The organism is Streptomyces sp. NPDC021020 (assembly GCF_044333285.1).
In the GTDB taxonomy this organism is placed as follows: domain Bacteria; phylum Actinomycetota; class Actinomycetes; order Streptomycetales; family Streptomycetaceae; genus Actinacidiphila.
The window spans coordinates 93,343-111,334 of record NZ_JBIRQQ010000010.1; the positions used below are offsets into that span (position 1 = coordinate 93,343).

The 17,992-nt window shown below is 75.7% G+C and carries 14 protein-coding genes; 10 read left to right on the forward strand and 4 right to left on the reverse strand.

The features are described 5' to 3' along the window. The first annotated feature begins 26 nt into the window (after nucleotides 1-26). The 3 genes from purB to ACH4SL_RS28320 all read left to right on the forward strand — a co-directional run bounded on the left by purB (nucleotide 27) and on the right by ACH4SL_RS28320 (nucleotide 3,336). On the forward strand, nucleotides 27-1,460 hold the full coding sequence (gene purB, locus ACH4SL_RS28310) for an adenylosuccinate lyase (protein WP_398450546.1): 1,434 nt from the start codon (nucleotides 27-29) through the stop codon (nucleotides 1,458-1,460). Between the two features lie 14 nt (nucleotides 1,461-1,474). Beyond that, nucleotides 1,475-2,050, forward strand: coding sequence for a G/U mismatch-specific DNA glycosylase (gene mug, locus ACH4SL_RS28315; protein WP_398450548.1), 576 nt, complete (start codon nucleotides 1,475-1,477; stop codon nucleotides 2,048-2,050). A 128-nt stretch (nucleotides 2,051-2,178) separates the two neighbouring features. Further along, complete coding sequence (locus ACH4SL_RS28320) at nucleotides 2,179-3,336, forward strand: ROK family protein (RefSeq protein ID WP_398450550.1); 1,158 nt, start codon at nucleotides 2,179-2,181, stop codon at nucleotides 3,334-3,336. Between the two features lie 72 nt (nucleotides 3,337-3,408). Here ACH4SL_RS28320 and ACH4SL_RS28325 read toward each other — a convergent pair whose 3' ends face one another. Further along, a complete protein-coding gene (locus tag ACH4SL_RS28325) occupies nucleotides 3,409-4,170 on the reverse strand; it encodes a GntR family transcriptional regulator (RefSeq protein WP_398450552.1) in 762 nt (253 codons plus the stop codon). Between the two features lie 261 nt (nucleotides 4,171-4,431). On the opposite strand from ACH4SL_RS28325, the gene ACH4SL_RS28330 reads away from it, so the two are divergent. The 6 genes from ACH4SL_RS28330 (at nucleotide 4,432) to ACH4SL_RS28355 (ending at nucleotide 11,800) form a co-directional block, all read left to right on the forward strand. Beyond that, a complete protein-coding gene (locus tag ACH4SL_RS28330; RefSeq protein WP_398450554.1) occupies nucleotides 4,432-5,178 on the forward strand; it encodes an SDR family oxidoreductase in 747 nt (248 codons plus the stop codon). A 237-nt stretch (nucleotides 5,179-5,415) separates the two neighbouring features. Continuing rightward, entirely contained in the window at nucleotides 5,416-6,876 is a 1,461-nt protein-coding gene (locus ACH4SL_RS28335; protein WP_398450556.1) for an NCS2 family permease, read from the forward strand. 310 nt (nucleotides 6,877-7,186) lie between these two features. Next, entirely contained in the window at nucleotides 7,187-7,747 is a 561-nt protein-coding gene (locus ACH4SL_RS28340) for a GNAT family N-acetyltransferase (protein ID WP_398450558.1), read from the forward strand. Between the two features lie 168 nt (nucleotides 7,748-7,915). Next, on the forward strand, nucleotides 7,916-9,127 hold the full coding sequence (locus ACH4SL_RS28345) for a GNAT family N-acetyltransferase (RefSeq protein WP_398450560.1): 1,212 nt from the start codon (nucleotides 7,916-7,918) through the stop codon (nucleotides 9,125-9,127). 175 nt (nucleotides 9,128-9,302) lie between these two features. Beyond that, the gene (locus ACH4SL_RS28350; protein ID WP_398450562.1) at nucleotides 9,303-10,991 is read left to right on the forward strand and encodes a DUF885 domain-containing protein; all 1,689 of its coding nucleotides are present in this window, start codon (nucleotides 9,303-9,305) and stop codon (nucleotides 10,989-10,991) included. Nucleotides 10,992-11,275: 284 nt separating this feature from the next. Continuing rightward, nucleotides 11,276-11,800 carry a GNAT family N-acetyltransferase gene (locus ACH4SL_RS28355; protein ID WP_398450564.1) on the forward strand — a complete coding sequence of 175 codons (525 nt, stop codon included), beginning with the start codon at nucleotides 11,276-11,278 and terminating at the stop codon, nucleotides 11,798-11,800. A 22-nt stretch (nucleotides 11,801-11,822) separates the two neighbouring features. Here ACH4SL_RS28355 and ACH4SL_RS28360 read toward each other — a convergent pair whose 3' ends face one another. Then, nucleotides 11,823-12,347: a rhodanese-like domain-containing protein gene (locus ACH4SL_RS28360; RefSeq protein WP_398450566.1), complete on the reverse strand. Its 525-nt coding sequence runs from the start codon at nucleotides 12,345-12,347 to the stop codon at nucleotides 11,823-11,825. Between the two features lie 94 nt (nucleotides 12,348-12,441). Between ACH4SL_RS28360 and ACH4SL_RS28365 the strand changes: the two genes are divergently transcribed. Beyond that, the gene (locus ACH4SL_RS28365) at nucleotides 12,442-12,888 is read left to right on the forward strand and encodes an Lrp/AsnC family transcriptional regulator (RefSeq protein WP_398190372.1); all 447 of its coding nucleotides are present in this window, start codon (nucleotides 12,442-12,444) and stop codon (nucleotides 12,886-12,888) included. 19 nt (nucleotides 12,889-12,907) lie between these two features. Here the strand turns inward: ACH4SL_RS28365 and ACH4SL_RS28370 are convergent, their stop codons facing one another. Together ACH4SL_RS28370 and ACH4SL_RS28375 are read right to left on the reverse strand one after the other, a co-directional pair. After that, nucleotides 12,908-16,411, reverse strand: a complete 3,504-nt coding sequence (locus ACH4SL_RS28370; RefSeq protein WP_398450568.1) for an AAA family ATPase — start codon at nucleotides 16,409-16,411, stop codon at nucleotides 12,908-12,910. Beyond that, complete coding sequence (locus ACH4SL_RS28375; protein ID WP_398450570.1) at nucleotides 16,411-17,571, reverse strand: exonuclease SbcCD subunit D; 1,161 nt, start codon at nucleotides 17,569-17,571, stop codon at nucleotides 16,411-16,413. Before ACH4SL_RS28375 ends, ACH4SL_RS28370 begins: the two co-directional genes overlap by 1 nt. Nucleotides 17,572-17,992: the final 421 nt, after the last annotated feature.

Below are 17,992 nucleotides of genomic sequence, written 5' to 3' on the forward strand. Positions count from 1 at the left end.
GGACCCGCGACCAGTAGAATCCCCACGTGACAGCCAAGCCGCGTATCCCGAACGTCCTCGCCGGCCGCTATGCCTCCACGGAGCTGGCCGCCCTGTGGTCCCCCGAGCAGAAGGTGGTGCTCGAACGCCGGCTGTGGCTGGCCGTCCTGCGCGCCCAGGCCGACCTCGGCATCGAGGTGCCGGACGGGGCCGTCGCCGACTACGAGCGGGTCCTGGAGCAGGTCGACCTGGGCTCGATCGCCGAGCGCGAGAAGGTCACGCGGCACGACGTGAAGGCCAGGATCGAGGAGTTCAACGCCCTCGCCGGGCACGAGCAGATCCACAAGGGCATGACGTCCCGCGACCTGACCGAGAACGTCGAGCAGCTGCAGATCCGGCTGTCGCTGGAAATGGTGCGGGACCGCACGGTCGCGGTGCTGGCGCGCCTGGGGCAGCTCGCCGGGCAGTACGCGGAGCTGGTCATGGCCGGCCGCTCGCACAACGTGGCGGCGCAGGCCACCACGCTCGGCAAGCGCTTCGCGACCGCGGCCGACGAGCTGCTGGTGGCGTACGAGCGCGTCGAGGACCTGATCGCCCGCTACCCGCTGCGCGGCATCAAGGGCCCGGTCGGGACCGCGCAGGACATGCTGGACCTGCTGGGCGGCGACAGCGGCAAGCTCGCCGAGCTGGAGCAGCGGATCGCCGCGCACCTGGGCTTCGCGCGCGCCTTCACCTCCGTCGGCCAGGTCTACCCGCGCTCGCTGGACTACGACGTGGTCAGCGCCCTGGTGCAGCTCGCGGCGGCGCCGTCGTCCACCGCGAAGACGATCCGGCTGATGGCGGGCCACGAGCTGGTGACCGAGGGCTTCAAGCCCGGCCAGGTCGGCTCGTCGGCGATGCCGCACAAGATGAACACCCGGTCCTGCGAGCGGGTCAACGGCCTGATGGTGATCCTGCGCGGCTACGCCTCGATGACCGGCGAGCTGTCCGGCGACCAGTGGAACGAGGGCGACGTGTCCTGCTCGGTGGTGCGCCGGGTCGCCCTGCCGGACGCCTTCTTCGCCTTCGACGGGCTGCTGGAGACCTTCCTGACGGTGCTGGACGAATTCGGCGCCTTCCCCGCGGTCGTGGCGCGCGAGCTGGACCGCTACCTGCCCTTCCTGGCCACCACCAAGGTGCTGATGGGCGCGGTGCGGGCGGGTGTCGGCCGGGAGATCGCGCACGAGGCGATCAAGGAGAACGCGGTGGCCTCCGCGCTCGCGATGCGCGAGCAGGGCACCGAGCGCAACGAGCTGCTGGACCGGCTCGCGGCCGACGCGCGGATCCCGCTGGACCGCGCGGAGCTGGACGCGCTGATGGCCGACCGGCTGTCCTTCACCGGCGCGGCCGCCGGGCAGGTCGCCGAGGTCGTGCGGCGGATCGAGGACGTCGTCAAGGCCCGTCCGGAGGCGGCGGCCTACCGCCCGGGGGCGATCCTCTGACGTCCGCGCCGGCCGTGCCGCCCCGGCTGCCCACGCCCTCCGCGCGGGAGCTGGCGGCGGCCTGCGACCGCACGCTGGAGGACGTGATCGGGCCGGGCCTGCGGGTGCTGTTCTGCGGGATCAACCCGGGGCTGATGTCGGCGCACACCGGCTACCACTTCGCCCGGCCCGGCAACCGGTTCTGGCCCGCGCTGCACGCCGCCGGCTTCACCCCGCGCCGCTTCGCGCCCGTGGAGCAGGCGGAGCTGCTGGGTCTGGGGCTCGGCGTGACGAACGTGGCGGCGCGGGCAAGCGCGCGGGCCGACGAGCTGAGCCGCGAGGAGCTGGTCGAGGGCGGGCGGCTGCTCGCGGCGAAGGTCGCCGAGCACCGCCCGGCGTGGCTGGCGGTGCTGGGCGTCACGGCCTACCGGGTGGCCTTCGCCGAGCCCCGCGCCCAGGTCGGCCCGCAGCAGCGGACGCTGGGCGGCACCAGGATCTGGGCGCTGCCGAGCCCCAGCGGGCTCAACGCGCACTGGACGCCGGCGGCGCTCGCCGCGGAGTTCGCCCGGCTGCGCGCCGCGGCCCCCGCGCCGCCCGCTCCGCGCGGCTGACGGCACGTCAGCGCCGGACCGGGCGGGACGGTGACGATGGCACCCAAACGTAACGGGACCGCACTCGCCGCGTAGCCCTGCGCCCGGTACGATCCGCCACACACAGGCACAGGCTGGGAGGACATACGTTGGGGCGACTCACCGGCGGGGACCCGTCCCTGCTCAGGCGGATCAACTCCGCGGTCGTCCTGCACGCCCTGCGCGGGGCGCAGACCCCCACGCTGACCGAGCTGGTGCAGAGCACCGGCCTGTCCCGGCCCACCGTCGAGGGCGTCATCGAGGGCCTGACGGAGTCGGACCTGGTGGTGGAGGTCGGCCCGGAGGCCGGCGACACCCGCAAGCAGGGCCGGCCCGCGCGGCGCTTCCGCTTCCACGCCGAAGCCGGGCACCTGCTGGGCATCGAGATCGGCGCGCACCAGATCCGGGTCGTGCTGTCCGACCTCGGCGGCCAGGTGCTGGGTTCGCACGGCCGGGACGTCGACGAGGGCGCGAGCGCCGACGACCGCCTGGAGCGCGTCCGCGGCACCGTCGCCGAGCTGCTGCGCAAGGCGGGTGTCGCGCGCAGCACGCTGTGGGCGGTGGGTGTGGGCAGCCCCGGGATCGTCGAGACCGACGGCGAGGTGCGGCTGGGCACCGCGCTGCCCGGCTGGACCGGGCTGCCGCTCGGCGAGCGGCTGCGGCGCTCCTTCCGCTGCCCGGTGCTGGTGGAGAACGACGCGAACGTGGCGGCGGTGGCCGAGCACTGGAAGGGCGCGGCGGTCGGCACCGACGACGTGGTCTTCGTGCTGGCGGGTCTCAGCCCCGGCGCGGGGTCGCTGATCGGCGGCCGGCTGCACCGCGGCTTCGGCGGCGCGGCGGGCGAGATCGGGGCGCTGCACCTGCTGGGCCGCGAGGCGACGCCCGAGCACCTGCTGTCGACCACCGGCGAGCCGCTGCACCCGCTGGACGAGCCCGCGGTGACGCGGGTCTTCGCGCTGGCCCGGCAGGGGGACGCGCAGGCCACCGACGCGGTGCAGCGCTTCCTGCGCCGGCTGGTGCACGACGTGGCGGCGCTGGTGCTCGCGATCGACCCGGAGCTGGTCGTGATCGGCGGATGGGCGGCGGGCCTGGACGGCATCCTGGAGCCGCTGCGGGCCGAGCTGGCCCGCTACTGCCTGCGCACTCCGCAGGTGGTGCTGTCCGCGCTGGGCCAGGAGGCGATCGCGACGGGCGCGCTGCGGCTGGCACTGGACCACGTCGAGGAGCAGCTCTTCACCGTCCAGCAGACGTCGATGGCGGTGCGCTGACCGCAACAGCGTTGAGGGCCTGCCTCCCCCGGCCGGGGGAGGCAGGCCCTCAAGGCCACGGCGTGACGGGGGTCAGGAGGCCTGGCGGGCGACCTGCTGGTGGTGGGTGACTTCAAAGGCGCCCGCGTCACCGAAGGTGAGCTTGCACGTGTCGGCGCGGTAGGTGGCCAGCGACACCGCGGCGACCCGGCCGCCCGCGTAGTAGCGCGAGGTCACGACGAGGACCGGGGCGCCGGGGAGCCGGTCGAGCTGCTTGGCGTCGTCGGCGCGGGCCGAGCCCAGCTCGACCGAGCGGTCCTCGCCCTCCAGGGCCAGCGCGTGCAGCTCGCGCAGGACCGCGGGGGCGTGCGCGGCGGGCGTCAGGTCGGCGGGCAGGCCGGGCACGGACGAGCGCGGTACGTACAGCAGCTCGGCGGCGACCGGCTGGCCGCGCATCACGCGGGCCCGGCGGATGGTGTGCACGGCCTCGTCGGCCCCGGTGCCGAGCAGCGCGGCGACCGGCGCGGGGGCGACGGCCTCGATGCACCCGGCGGTCTCCCACGCGTCCCGCCCGGCGCCGGGCCACACGCCGGCCGACGGGCCGACGGACACGCCCATGCGCGGCGGGGCGACCGTGGTGCCGACGCCGCGGCGGCGCTGCAGCCGGCCTTCCAGTTCGAGCTGTTCGAGCGCCTGGCGGAGCGTCGCGCGGGCGACGCCGAAGCGAGCGGCGAGGTCGCGCTCGTTCGGCAGGATCTCGCCGACCTCGAACTCGGAGTCGAGCGCGTCGTTGAGCACCGTCTTGAGATGCCAGTACTTCGGCTCCGGCACCGATTCGAGCTGCGTGGTCCCCACCCTGTCCTCGCAATCAACCGTCGTCAGCTCAAGGCTTGTTCAGCCTTGTTTCCTAACCAGTGTTTATTAAAGGTCCTTGCACTACTAAGGACGATAGAGCGGGCCGTCACCCTTGGTCAAGACCAATCCTCGAACCGGTACAGGCGGCCAGGAAGGGGATATGTCCAGTGTTCATGCGATGTTGACGGAGTGCTGCGATAGTGTTCGTGATCATCGAGCGGCGCCTGGTGCCGCAGGGCGGCACGAGGGAGCGGACGGCCGATGGACGAGGTCACGCTGGTCACCGGGGGCAGTCGGGGCATCGGCGCGGCGGTCGCGCTGCGGCTGGCGGCGGGCGGCCACCGGGTCGGCATCGGGTACGAGCGGGCCAAGGACGCCGCCGAGGACGTCGCGCGGCGGATCCGCGAGCAGGGCGGCACATGCCTGCTCTTCCAGCTCGACACGAGCGACGCGGGCCAGGTCGACAGCTTCTTCGACGCGGCCAAGGAGGAGCTGGGCGCGGTCACCGGGCTGGTGAACAACGCGGGGATCACCGGGCCGCTCGGCCGCTTCACCGAGACGCCGGTCGAGGTCATGCGCCGGGTGGTGGACGTCAACCTGATGGGCGCGCTGCTGTGCGCCCGGCGCGCGGCGCTGGAGATGTCCACGCGCTACGGCGGCGAGGGCGGCGCGATCGTCAACATCTCCTCGGGCGGGGCGACGCTCGGCAGCCCGGGCGAGTACGTGCACTACGCGGCGAGCAAGTCGGCGGTGGACGCGCTGACGGTGGGCCTGTCGAAGGAGCTGGGCCCGGACGGGGTGCGGGTCAACTCGGTGCAGCCGGGCATGGTGGTCACCGACATCCACGCCGCGATGGGCGACGCGCAGCGGCCCTGGCGCAATCCGGAGCGGGTCCCGATGCGCCGTCCGGGCCAGCCGGAGGAGATCGCCGGCGCGGTCGCGTGGCTGCTGTCGCCGGAGGCGTCCTACACCACGGGCGCGGTGCTGCGGATCGCGGGCGGCCTCTGAGCGGGGCCGCCCGGCGCACCGCGGACGCAGGGCCCGGTGTGCCCCGGACGCGGCGGGGTGTGTCGCAAGTGTTGACCTGAGCATGGCCGAAACCCGACGGTGATACCCGGTAACACCGCGGCAACCTGCGGCTGCCCGTGTCCCGGGACAATCCGTGGGTCCCGCGCGGCGCCGGCGCGCCGCCGCGCGTGCCTGCCGCCGCTCGTCGCACGTCCCACCCGCACGCAGAGGAGCACCATGCCTGGACCCGTCGTGGACACCGTCAAGCCACCGCCGGGGCCGCCGCCGGGCGGCACCTTCCTGGACCGCTGGTTCCGAATATCGGAGCGCGGTTCGACCCCGGTACGGGAGGTGCGGGGCGGCCTGGCCACCTTCTTCACGATGGCCTACATCCTGGTCCTCAACCCGATCATCCTGTCCGGGGCGACCGACAAGTTCGGCCACCACCTGTCGGCCGCGCAACTGGTCACCGCCACCGCGCTGGTGGCCGCGGTGATGTCGGTGATCATGGGCGTCGGGGGCAACCTGCCGCTCGCCGTCGCCGCCGGGCTCGGCCTGAACGCCGTCGTCGCCTTCCAGCTCGCGCCGAAGATGAGCTGGCCGGACGCGATGGGGCTGGTCGTCCTGGAGGGCGTGGTCATCTGCGTGCTGGTCGCGACCGGGCTGCGCGAGGCGATCATGAACGCGATCCCGCTGCCGATCAAGCAGGCGATCAGCGTCGGCATCGGGCTCTTCATCGCCTTCATCGGCTTCGTCGACGCCGGGTTCGCCAGCCGCATCCCGGACGCCGCGCACACCACCGTTCCCGTGCAGCTCGGCGCGACCGGGTCGCTCACCGGCTGGCCGGTGCTGGTCTTCTGCCTCGGGGTGCTGCTGACCGTCGCGCTCGTCGCACGGCGGACGAAGGGCGCCATCCTGATCAGCATCGTGGTGATGACGGTCGTCGCGATCGTCGTCAACAAGATCGCCGACCTGCCGGACGGGGCATGGGGCCTGACCGCGCCGAAGGTGCCGCACGACGTCGTCGACACCCCCGACTTCGGGCTCATCGGCCACTTCAGCCTCTTCGGGTCCTTCTCCGAGGCCGGCGTGGTGACGTCGGTGCTGTTCATCTTCACGCTGGTGCTCTCGGACTTCTTCGACGCCATGGGCACGATCGTCGGCATCTCCAGCGAGGCCGGGCTCCTCGACGAGCGGGGCAGGGTGCCGAACATCGGCCGGGTGCTCTTCATCGACGGCTTCGCGGCCGCCGCGGGCGGCGTGGCCTCGGCCTCGTCCAACACCGCCTACGTCGAGTCGGCGGCGGGCGTCGGCGAGGGGGCCCGTACGGGCCTGGCGAGCGTCGTGACCGGCGCGCTCTTCGCGGTGTCGCTCTTCCTCGCCCCGCTCGCGGCCGTCGTGCCCTCGCAGGCGGCGGCGCCCGCGCTCGTCGCGGTGGGCTTCCTGCTGATGGCGCAGGTGCGCAACATCGACTGGACGCAGTACGACATCGCGATCCCGGCCTTCCTGACGATCGCCGCGATGCCCTTCACCTACAGCATCACCAACGGCATCGGGGCGGGCTTCGTGTCCTTCGTCGCGATCAAGCTGGCGCTCGGGAAGGTGCGGGAGATCCACCCGCTGGTGTGGGGCGTGTCGGTGTGCTTCGTCGTCTACTTCGCGATCGACCCGCTCCAGCAGCTGCTGGGCGTGAAGTAGCGCCTGCCGTCCGCCGCTCCGCCCCTTCCCCGGCACGGGGACCCGCTCCGCGCCGCGCCCGCCCGAGGAGGGGGCGGGCAGGCGCGGAGCGGTCGGCGCCCCGACCGGGACGGGGGCGCCCGGTCGGGGCAGCTGGCCGGGCCGGTGCCGCGCACCGGCCCGTACTGTCACAACTCCCGCCATCGCACCGGAGTTCCCGCCGCCGGACATTTCCCCCCGCCGCTTCGCCCGCCTTCCCGCCCGCGTGCCAGGAGTGTCCGGGAGTGCGGGTAGATTTCCGCGGGACGGACGAGGCAAGGGAGGACCGGGCATGGCCACCGACTTCGCCGGGCTGGCGGTACCCGCGGCGGACGGCGCTCCCGCGCTGTCCTTGCGCCCCTGGGGCGCGGACGACGCGGAGGCGCTGGCGCTCGCCCACCAGGACCCCGTGATGAAGCGCTGGCTCGCGACGAGCATCGACGGCGTCGCCGAGGCGCGGCGCTGGATCGCGGCGCAGGCCGGGGGCTGGGCGGACGGCACGCGGTACACCTTCGCCGTGCTGGGGCAGGAGGACGGCCGGCTCCTGGGCCACGTCGCGGTCAAGCGCAAGGCGGCCGGGGACACGTCGGCGGAAGTCGGCTACTGGACGGCGGCCGCCGCGCGCGGCCGCGGCGTCGCCACGCAGGCGGCGCGCGCGGTCACCGGCTGGGCGCTCGGCGGCGGCCACGACCGGCCGCTGACCCGGCTGGAGCTGCTGCACGCCGTCGGGAACACCGCGTCCTGCCGGGTCGCCGCGAAGTGCGGTTTCACGCTGCACGCGGAGCTGGATCCCTACCCGCCGCAATTCCCGCAGCCGGGGCACCTGCACGTCCGCGGGCCCGTGGCGGGCTGAACTCCCGTACGGGCCGGGCGCGGTGGGAAGGCGGTCGCTTCGATCGGTTTCGTACCGGCAACGGGCGGCAACGAAGGGAAAGGGCCGGTTGACCGAGAAGATCCGTCCTTTACCGTCTGGTCACGGCATGTTCGTGATCGCGCAACACGGCTTCGCCATTGTAGGCGTATGCCACATTCGACTCCTGAGCCCCCGGCCGGAGCCGTGACCCGGTTCCTGCTGTGGCCGCTCGCCCGCCGTACCCGCCCGACGCGCGGCGGCGGAGCCGCGCCGGCGGCTCCCGCCCTGACACCGGAAACCCGCGCCGAGACCGCGTTGTGGCGGCTGCGCACCACCGTGCGGGACACCCCCGGCAGCCTCGCCGCGGTGTGCGCGGCCCTCGCCGGCGCCCGGGTGGACATCGTGACCCTGCAGACCCACCCGCTGGCCGAGGGCACCGTCGACGAGTTCCTGCTGCGCGCCCCCGGCGGCGCGGCCGGCCCCGAGCTGGCGCGCCTGGTGGAGGGCGCGGGCGGCACCGACACGTGGCTGGAGCGGGCCGACGCGCACGACCTCGTCGACACCCCGGCGCAGGTCCTCGCGCTCGCCACCCGCACCGCGCTCGACCCCGCCGAACTCCCGCTGGCGCTGCGGCAGCTGTTCGGGCGCTGCACCGTCACCGCCGCCCCCGCCGCCCCCGGCGAGGAGCCCGTGGAGGCGCTGGAGCCCACCATGATGCAGCTGCGCGACCCGTCCGGCGGCACCCTGACCGTACGGCGGGCGCACCCGCCCTTCACGCCGACCGAATTCGCCCGGGCCCGCGCGCTGGTGGAGCTCGACGCCCGGCTCGGCGTGCGGACTCCCGCGGCCGGGCGGGCCCGCCCTCTCGCCTCGGGCGACGAGCTGACGGTCCGCCGGGCCGGGCCCGAGGACCACGCGGCGGCGCTGGCGATGCACGCCCGCTGCTCCCCCGCGACGCTCGCCCGCCGCTACCACGGCCCGGTCCAGGACGCCGACCGCTACCTCGGCCATCTGCTCACCCCGCGCTTCGGCCAGTCGCTGGCCGTCGAGACCGCGTCGGGCCGCCTGGTCGCGCTCGGCCACCTGCTGTGGGACGGCGAGGAGAACGAGGTCGCGCTGCTCGTCGAGGACGGCTGGCAGCGCCGCGGCATCGGCAGCGCGCTGCTGCGCGGGCTCGTCGAACTCGCGGCGGAGGCGGGGCGCTCCAGCGTCTACGCGGTGACGCGCGCGGCGAACCCGGGGGTGGCGGGCGTCATGCGCGAGCTAGGACTCCCGTTGGACTACCAGGTCGAGGACGGCACCCTCGTCGTCACCGCGGCCCTTCCCGCCTCGCCGGCGCATCTGCCGTGGAGCACGCTGCGCCGCCCGGCGGGGGGCTGAGCACGCGGTCACCCCGCGCCCCCGGAACGCCTGCCTCCGGCGGCCGAACTTGCGGCCGCGCGGGGTCCGGTGCGCAGTTCCTCGCGGCCAGGGGTGCCCGGGCGCGCCGATCTTGCGGTTCTTCCGGCCGCGGGGGCGGTGGCAATCGGCGGGGCGTTCGTACGAAGATGGCCGCATGTCCAATCTGACCAGCACCTCGCTTCCCCGGCAGGTCGCCGACGCGTACGTCGACGACCTCATCGAACTCGACCCGCTGCTCGGCACGTACCTCGGTGTCGCCAGTGCCGCACGGCGGTTGCCGGACTTCTCGCCCGCCGGGGCGGACGCCCTCGCCGCGCTGCACCGGCGGACGCTGGAGCGGCTGGCCGCGGCCGAGGAGGTGGAGGGGGCCGGCACCGGGGTGGAGCGGCGCTGCGCGCGCCTGCTGCGCGAGCGGCTGACGGCGGACCTCGCGGTGCACGCCGCCGGCGAGCACCTGCGGACGGTGAGCAACCTCAACTCCCCCGCGCACTCCGTGCGGGAGGCCTTCACCCTGATGCCCACCGAGACGCCCGAGCACTTCGCCGACCTGGCCGCGCGGCTGCGCGGTGTGCCGGCCGCGCTGGAGGGCTACCGGGCCTCGCTCGCCGAGGGGCTGTCGCGCGGGCTGCCGGGCGGTCCGCGCCAGGTCGAGACGATGGTGACGCAGTTCGGCGAGTGGGCGGGCGAGGGCGGCGACGGCAGCTGGTTCGCCGAGCTGGTCGCCGAGGGCCCGCAGGACCTGCGCGCGGAGCTGGACGCGGCCGCCGCCGACGCCACCGCCGCGTACGCCGCGCTGCGCGACTGGCTGCGCGACGTCTACGCGCCCGCCGTCGCCGGCACGCCCGACGCCGTGGGCCGCGAGCGGTACGCGACCTTCTCCCGTATGTGGAACGGCACCGACCTGGACCTGGAAGAGGCCTACGCGTACGGCTGGTCCGAATACCACCGGCTGCACGCCGAGATGGTCGCCGAGGCCGCGAAGATCCTGCCCGGCAAGGACCCGTGGGAGGTGCTGGCCCATCTCGACGCGCACGGGCAGGCCGTCGAGGGCGTCGACGAGGTCCGCGCGTGGCTCCAGGCGCTGATGGACGAGGCGATCGAGGGCCTGGACGGCACGCACTTCGACCTGGCCGACCGGGTCAAGAAGGTCGAGGCGCGGATCGCCCCGCCCGGCGGCGCCGCGGCCCCGTACTACACCGCGCCCTCCGAGGACTTCACGCGGCCGGGCCGTACCTGGCTGCCGACGATGGGCCGGACCCGCTTCCCGGTCTTCGACCTGGTCTCCACCTGGTACCACGAGGGTGTGCCGGGCCATCACCTGCAGCTCGCGCAGTGGGCGCACGTCGCGGGCGACCTCTCCCGCTACCAGGCGACCGCGGGCCTGGTCAGCTCCAACGCGGAGGGCTGGGCCCTCTACGCGGAGCGGCTGATGGACGAGCTGGGCTTCCTGTCCGACCCGGAGCGGCGGCTCGGCTACCTGGACGCGCAGATGATGCGCGCGGTCCGGGTGATCATCGACATCGGCATGCACGCGGAGCTGGAGATCCCGGCCGACTCGCCCTTCCACCCGGGCGAGCGCTGGACGCCGGAGCTGGGCCAGGAGTTCTTCGGGCGGCACAGCGGGCGGCCGGCGGCCTTCGTCGAGAGCGAGATCGTCCGCTACCTGGGCATGCCCGGCCAGGCGATCGGCTACAAGCTCGGTGAGCGCGCCTGGCTGCTCGGCCGGGAGGCGGCGCGGGCCGCGCACGGCGACGCGTTCGACCTGAAGGCGTGGCACATGGCGGCGCTGTCGCAGGGCTCGCTGGGCCTGGACGACCTGCTCGCGGAGATCTCGGCACTGTAAGTACGTACGCGGGGGTGGGGGGGCGGCCCGGGGCGGGGGGGGGCCCCCCCCCCCCCCCCCCCCAGCCGCGGACACAAGGGGCCCACGGAGCGGGCGGCGGGCAACCCACCACCCGGGGGGTTGTGCGGGCGGGTGGGGGTGGGGGTGGGGCGCTCGATGAGGGCCGGGGGGGGGGGGGGGGGGGGTGTTGGGGGGGGGGGGGGGGGGGGGGGGGGGGGGGGGGGCCGGCCCCCACCCCCGTCCCCGGCACTTCTCCTCTGCTCCTGGACAAGGCGGTACGGCCGATGACCCTGCACGCTTCGCTGGACGGCGGTCGGCTCGTGCTGACCGAGGGCCGGCTGACGCTGCGCGAGCAGCTTCCGCGGGACGCCGCGGATCTGGCCGAGGGCAAGCCCGCGGGGCTGGCCTGGATCGACGGCGCCCCGGGCGAGGGCACGATAGGCGCGGCCTCGATGACGGTCGCGGCCGCGGTCGCCGGGCTCTACCGGCCCGGCTGGGGCGTCTTCGCGATCCAGCGCACCGCGGACGGCACCGCGCTGGGCGGGGCGGGCTTCCACGGCCCGCCGGACGCGGGCGCGGTCGAGATCGGCTACGACCTGTCCGTGTCCGGCCGCGGCGGGGGCTGGGCCACCGACGCGGCGCGGGCGCTGTGCCGGTGGGCGCTCGGCCAGCCCGAGGTGGACCGGGTGCTGGCCACCACCGAGCCGGGCAACAGCGCCTCGCAGGCGGTGCTGGGCCGGGTCGGTTTCGTGCGGGTCGCGGACCGGGGCGAGCTGTGGGCGTACGAGCTGCGGGTGCTGCCCGCCTGACGGCCCGCCGGCCCGCCGCTGCTCAGCAGCCGCAGTCGTCGGCGCCGGCCGGCGCGGTCAGCGGGTCGGCGGCGCGCTGCTCGGCGCCCTCGGCGGTCTCGTAGCCGAAGCCCTCGCGGATCCAGTACTCGATGCCGCCCAGCATCTCCTTGACCTGGTAGCCGCGGGAGGCGAGGGCGTACGCGGCCCGGGTCGCGCCGTTGCAGCCGGGGCCCCAGCAGTGGACGACCACCGGGACCGCGCGGTCCAGGAACGCGTCGGCCAGTTGCGGGATCTGCGCGGTCGGCAGGTGGACGGCGCCGGGGATGTGGCCCTGCTCCCACGCCTCGGTGCTGCGGGTGTCGACCAGGACGAAGCCGAGGTCCGTATCCGTCCCGGCGGCGGTCGCGAGGGCCGCGGCGACGTCGGACACGTCGGTGTGGAAGGCGAGGCTCGCCGCGAAGTGCGCGGCGGCGTCGGCGGGGGCGGCCGGGGGGACGCGCAAAACGGGGTTCTCGCTGGTCAGGGCGGGTACGGGGGTGGCCTCTGCGGCGGTTTCCACGGTCATGACGGGAAGCCTATGATCCGTCCGCGGGGCCGGGAAGTGCGCTTCCCCGGCGTCCGGGTTGATCGGCCGGGGATTCCCCTGGTATTTCTCGGGCATGACCGCGTATTCCCTGGACGCCACCGACTGGAAGCTGCTGGAAGCCCTGCAGCGGGACGGGCGCGCCAGTTTCGCAGAGCTGGCCCGTACCGTCGCGATGTCGCCGAGCGCGGTGACCGAGCGGGTGCGGCGGCTGGAGGAGGCAGGGGTGATCACCGGCTACTCGGCGGTGATCGACCCCGAGCGGATCGGGCTGCCGATCCTGGCGCTGGTGCGGCTGCGCTATCCGCACGGCAACTACAAGCCCTTCCACGACCTGCTGGCCGGCACCCCCGAGGTGCTGGAGGCGCATCACGTCACGGGGGACGACTGCTTCGTGATGAAGGTCGCGGCCCGCTCGATGCGGCATCTGGAGGAGACGACCGGCCGGCTCTCCGGACTGGGCGCCGTCACCACGAGCGTCGTCTACTCCTCGCCGCTGGAGCGCCGCCCGCTCGTGCTGTGAGGCCAGCTGGCAAGCGGGCTCAGCCGGTGCGCTGCCGCAGGGTCGAGCCGTCGCGGCCCTTGCTGACGCGCAGCCGGGCCGGGATGCGGTCGCGCAGGTCGGCGACATGGCTCACGATGCCGACCGCGCGGTCCCGCTCGCGCAGCCCGTCCAGCACGTCCAGGACCTCGTCGAGGGCCTGCTCGTCGAGGCTGCCGAAGCCCTCGTCGATGAAGAGGGTGTCCAGCCGCATGCCGCCCGCCTCGTCGGTGACCACGTCGGCCAGGCCCAGCGCGAGCGCGAGCGAGGCGTAGAAGGTCTCGCCGCCGGACAGCGTGGACGTGTCCCGCTCGGTGCCGGTCCAGGCGTCGACCACGACGAGACCGAGCCCCGACTTGGCCCGCCCGCCGCCCCGCGCGTCGCTGTGCACGAGGGTGTAGCGCCCGCCGGACATCCGCTGGAGCCGCACCCCGGCCGCCGCGGCGACCTGTTCCAGCCGCGCGGCCAGCACGTACGTCTCCAGCTCCATCCGGAAGCGGTTCTCGGCGGAGGTCGCGGAGACCAGGTCGGACAGCCGGGCGAGCCGCTCGTACGCGGTACGGGCCGGCGCCAGCTCCCGCACGAGCGCCGCGGCCTCCCGCCCCAGCCGGTCGAGCTCCGCGCACCGCGTCCCGGCCGCGGACTCCTCGGCCGCCGCGCGCCGCAACCGCAGCCCGGCGGCGTCCAGTTCGGCCTCCGCCGCGACGGGGTCGGGGGCCTCCGGGAGGGCGAGGGGGCCGCCCGCGGGCGGCGCGGCCGCGCCCTCGGTGCCCGCCGGGCCGTCCTGGCCCGCGGTCGCCCCGGCGGCGGCCGTCAGGGCCTGCTCCGCGGCCTCGACGGCGGCGCGCGCCGCGGCCTCCTCGCGGTCCCAGGCCGCGACCTGACGCTCGGCCTCCCGCAGACGCGAGGGCGGGAGGAGCGCGGCGGCGGCCTCGGCGGCGTCGCGGAAGCCGGCCCGGACGGCGGCCTCGGCGAGCGCGGACTCCGCCTCGGCGAGCCGCTCCCCGCTGTCGGCGCGGTCGCGGGCGGCGTGCGCCGCACGGTCGAGCAGGGCGACGGCGGCGGACAGCCGCTCCCGGCGGGCGGCGACGCTCGGGTGCCCCGCCCGGGCTCTGGTGACCTCGCCGCTCAACCGCTCGTACTGCTCGTCCAGTTCCTCGCGCCGGGAGGTACGGGCGGCGGCCCGGCGCTGGGCCTCCTGCTGCTGGGCGGTACGCCGGTCGCGCTCCTCCTCGGCGCGGGCGAGGGCCGCCCGCGCCTCGGGGACCCCGGCGGCGGCCCGTACGGCGGCGGTGTGGGCGGCGTCCACTTCCCCGTACCCGGCGGCAAGTTCGGCGTACGGGGCGGGGCCGGCCGTCGCGGTGGCCGCTTCCAGGGCCGCGCCCAGCCGGGCGGCGTCCTCGCGGGCCGTGTCGTGGGCGGCGGTACGGCGCTGGAAGCGGGCGTACGCGGCGTCCTCGTCGGCGCGCGTGACGTGGTGCCCGGCGGGGCGCGCGGGCGCGGGGTGGTCGGGGGAGCCGCAGACGCGGCAGGGCTCGCCGTCGCCGAGGCCGGCGGCGAGTTCGGCGGCGATGCCGGAGATGCGGCTCTCGCGGATGTCCTGCCAGGCCTCGCGGGCGTCGGCGGCCTGGTCGCGGGCTGCGCGCGCGGCCTGCTCGGCGGTTTCCAGCTCGGCGGCGAGCGTGTCCCGGCGGGCGGCGGCGTCCCTGCGCTGCCGGGCCGCGGTCAGCTCGGCGGCGAGCGCGGCGGCACGGGCCGCGGCCTCCTGGCCCGCGTCGAGCCCGGCCTGGAGGGCGGCCCGTTCGCGCGGCCACCCGGCGAGCCAGCCGCTCGCGTCCCGTACGGCTTCCTCGTCGTCCCGCTCCTCGCGCTCCAGCAACTGCCGCCGGGCGGCGACGTCCTGGACCCGCGCCTCGGCCTCCGCAGCAGCGCCGAGCCCGCCCAGCACCTCGCGCAGCTCCCCCGCACGCCGCTCCAGCACATCGGCCCGCAAGCCCTCGCGGCGCCCGGGCCCGCCTACCGTGCCGGGCGCCCGGGCGTCCGGCACACCACCGCTCCCGTCCCCGAGACCCGCAGCGGACACTCCACCGGCTTCGGGACCGGGCCCGGCGGCCGAGCCCGGCGTGAAGTCGCCGGCCCTCTGCCGGGCGCCCGGCACGCCGCCGTCCGCGCGGCCCGCACCGGCCGGGCCACTGGCCTGCACCGCGTCGGCGCCGCCGGACGGCACCGTCTCCGCGCCTGTCACCGACGAGCCATGCCCGGCGCCACTCCCACCGGCCCCACCGCCCTCGCCGAGGGCAGGCCCCGCCGCGCCCACGGCTTCGCCGAGCACTCGGCGGGAAGCCGCCGCGCGGGCCTCCCCCGCGGCGCCCGGCCCACCCGCCTCCCCCGCGTACCGCGCGCCCGCCCGCGCGGGGACGTCCTCGGCCCCGGACGCCTGCTGCGGCGGGACGGCGAGGCCCAGGTCGCCCGCGGCGGAGAGGGCGGTCGCCGCCGCGTGCTCCGCCGCCAGGGCCTCCGCGTGGTGGGCGGCGGCCTTGTCGCGGTGGGTGAGGGCCGGGTCGACCGTCGTGGCGCGCTGGGCGCGGGTCAGGGCGGCGCGGGCGGCGGTCCGGGCGGGGGCCTCGGCGGCGAGGGCCGCGGCGTGGCGTACGGCCTGCTCGTGGCGCTGCCGGAGCGCGTACCGCTCGCGGGCCTCCCGGGCCGCGGCCGCGGCACCGGCGTGGACGGCCTCGGCTCGGGCCAGCGCGATGCGCGCGATGTCGTGCCGCTCGCGGGCGGTGCAGCGCAGCAGCGCGGCGTCGGCGAGCAGCCCGAAGCCGCCCTCGGGCTGCTCGTCGAGGCCGGCGGCCTGCCGTATGCGGGCGGCCACGTCCGCGGTACGGCGGTCGCCGTCGGCGAGACGTGCGGCCGCCGCCAATTTGTCGTCGCGCAGCCGGTGCTCGGCGGAGCGGAAGCGCCGCGTGTCGAAGAGCCGGCCGAGCAGCGCGGCCCGCTCGGTCGCGCTCGCCCGCAGGAAGGTCGCGAACTCGCCCTGCGGCAGCAGCACCACCTGGCAGAACTGCTCGCAGCTCATCCCGACGAGCTGCCGGATCTCCTCCCCCGCCTCCTGGTGCGACTTGGACAGCGCCCGCCACTGCCCCCCGGCGTGCTCGCGCAGCAGCGTGACGGCCCGCTCGGTGGTCGTGCCGCTGCCGCGCTTCTTGGCGCGGGGCTGCTCGGGGCGCCGGGTGATCTCCAGCCGCCGGCCGCCGAGCGTGAGGTCGAGGACGACCTCGGTGGGCGTGCCGGGTGCGGCGTGGTCGCTGCGCAGCCGGGTGGTGGGGCGGTCGCCGGGCACCTGCCCGTACAGCGCGAAGCAGACCGCGTCGAGGACGGAGGTCTTGCCGCCGCCGGTGGGGCCGTGCAGCAGGAAGAGCCCGGCGGCGGACAGCGCGTCGAAGTCGACGGACTGCTCCGCGGCGAAGGGGCCGAAGGCGGTGAGGGTGAGCCGGTGCAGTCGCATCAGTCGCGCTCCGCGGCGGTGGCGGCGGCGCGCACCGCGTCGAGGGCGTCGCGCAGCAGCCTGCTCTCGTGCGGGTCGGGGTCGCTGCCGCGCACATGGCGGACGAAGTCCTCGGCGATCTGCCGGTCGTCGCGCCCGGCGAGGCGGCCGGCGTAGGAGGCGGCGCCGTCGCCAGGCCGCTCGTCGGGCTCGAAGCCGAGGCTGAGGATGTGCGGGAAGCGCCGGGCGAGCGCGGCCATCGGCTCGTAGGGGCGTACGGGGTCGGTGAGGACGGCCTCGACCCAGGAGCCGGTGTGCGCGTCGTGCGCGGGGTCGGCGAGCAGGTCGTCGAGCCGGCCGCGGAGCCGCGCGAGGGGGCGCGGCACGGGCGTGTCGACGCGGCGGGCGTCGACCGTGCCGTCCGCCGCGAGGTCGACGAGCCACATGCTCTTGCGGTGGTGCTCCTCGGAGAAGGAGTAGGCGAGCGGTGAGCCGCTGTAGCGGACGCGGTCGGCGACGGTCTGGCAGCCGTGCAGGTGGCCGAGGGCGGTGTAGTCGAATCCGGCGAAGAGGGCGGCGGGCACCGAGGCGACGCCGCCGACGCTGATGTCGCGCTCGCTGTCGCTGGGCGCGGCGCCGGTGACGAAGGCGTGGGCGAGCACGACGCTGCGGGTGCCGGGCGGCCGGGTGGCGAGGTCGGCGCGGATGCGGTCGGTGGCGGCGCCGAGCACCGACGGGTGGTCGGCGCGGTCGGCGCCCAGCGTCTCGCGGACCAGGGCGGGTTCGAGGTAGGGGATGCCGTAGACGGCGACCTCGCCGTGGGCGTCGTGCAGCACGGCGGGGCGGTCGCAGGTCGCGGGGTCGGTGCGCAGGTGGATGCCGGAGCGGCCGAGCAGCCCGGCGCCGACGCCGAGCCGGCGGGCGGAGTCGTGGTTGCCGGAGATCATGACGGTGGGCAGGTCGCAGTCGGCGAGGGCGTGCAGCACCGAGTCGTACAGCTCGACGGCCGACAGCGGTGGTACCGCGCGGTCGTAGACGTCGCCCGCGACGAGCACGGCGTCCACGTCCTCCTCGCGGACGACGGTGACGAGGTGGTCGAGGAAGGCCCGTTGGGCGTCCAGCAGGCTCACCCGGTGGAAGGACCGGCCCAGATGCCAGTCCGATGTGTGCAGCAGCCTCACCGGACCGCCTCGCCGTGCGCGTTCACCCTCGCCGTTCCTCGCCCTCCGCCGGTGCCCCGCGGTGATCACTGGATTCTAGGCCGTCCGCGGGCCCGCCCGGGCGGCACCCGCGATACGCGCCCCGGCCCGGGCGCCCTCGTCGCCGACCGCAAGTTTTCGTCGGACGATTCGAAAGCTGCCGCGTCGAATGTTCGACAGCGCGTCGCACATTCGGCACGAACTACCCCATTCGGCGGGACCCGTGACACCCTCCGCTCCGATGTCCCACCCGCGGGGCGGACGATGGCCGCCGGTGGCCTCGCCTGGCCCCGCGGTCCGCGCGGGCCGCGATTTCCGCTGGCCATTGACCGGTTGCGAGGGGGCGCCTACAGTCCATAAGGATTCGCATTCATGATGAGCGTTCATATGCGTGGACAATGAG

What these genes read in the sequence shown, in the direction of transcription:
- ACH4SL_RS28330 (WP_398450554.1), top strand. Translation starts at nt 4,432, where the DNA reads ATGGACGAGGTCACGCTGGTCACCGGGGGCAGTCGGGGCATCGGCGCG.
- ACH4SL_RS28335 (WP_398450556.1), top strand. Translation starts at nt 5,416, where the DNA reads ATGCCTGGACCCGTCGTGGACACCGTCAAGCCACCGCCGGGGCCGCCG.
- ACH4SL_RS28340 (WP_398450558.1), top strand. Translation starts at nt 7,187, where the DNA reads ATGGCCACCGACTTCGCCGGGCTGGCGGTACCCGCGGCGGACGGCGCT.
- ACH4SL_RS28345 (WP_398450560.1), top strand. Translation starts at nt 7,916, where the DNA reads ATGCCACATTCGACTCCTGAGCCCCCGGCCGGAGCCGTGACCCGGTTC.
- ACH4SL_RS28350 (WP_398450562.1), top strand. Translation starts at nt 9,303, where the DNA reads ATGTCCAATCTGACCAGCACCTCGCTTCCCCGGCAGGTCGCCGACGCG.
- ACH4SL_RS28355 (WP_398450564.1), top strand. Translation starts at nt 11,276, where the DNA reads ATGACCCTGCACGCTTCGCTGGACGGCGGTCGGCTCGTGCTGACCGAG.
- ACH4SL_RS28360 (WP_398450566.1), bottom strand. Translation starts at nt 12,347, where the DNA reads ATGACCGTGGAAACCGCCGCAGAGGCCACCCCCGTACCCGCCCTGACC.
- ACH4SL_RS28365 (WP_398190372.1), top strand. Translation starts at nt 12,442, where the DNA reads ATGACCGCGTATTCCCTGGACGCCACCGACTGGAAGCTGCTGGAAGCC.
- ACH4SL_RS28370 (WP_398450568.1), bottom strand. Translation starts at nt 16,411, where the DNA reads ATGCGACTGCACCGGCTCACCCTCACCGCCTTCGGCCCCTTCGCCGCG.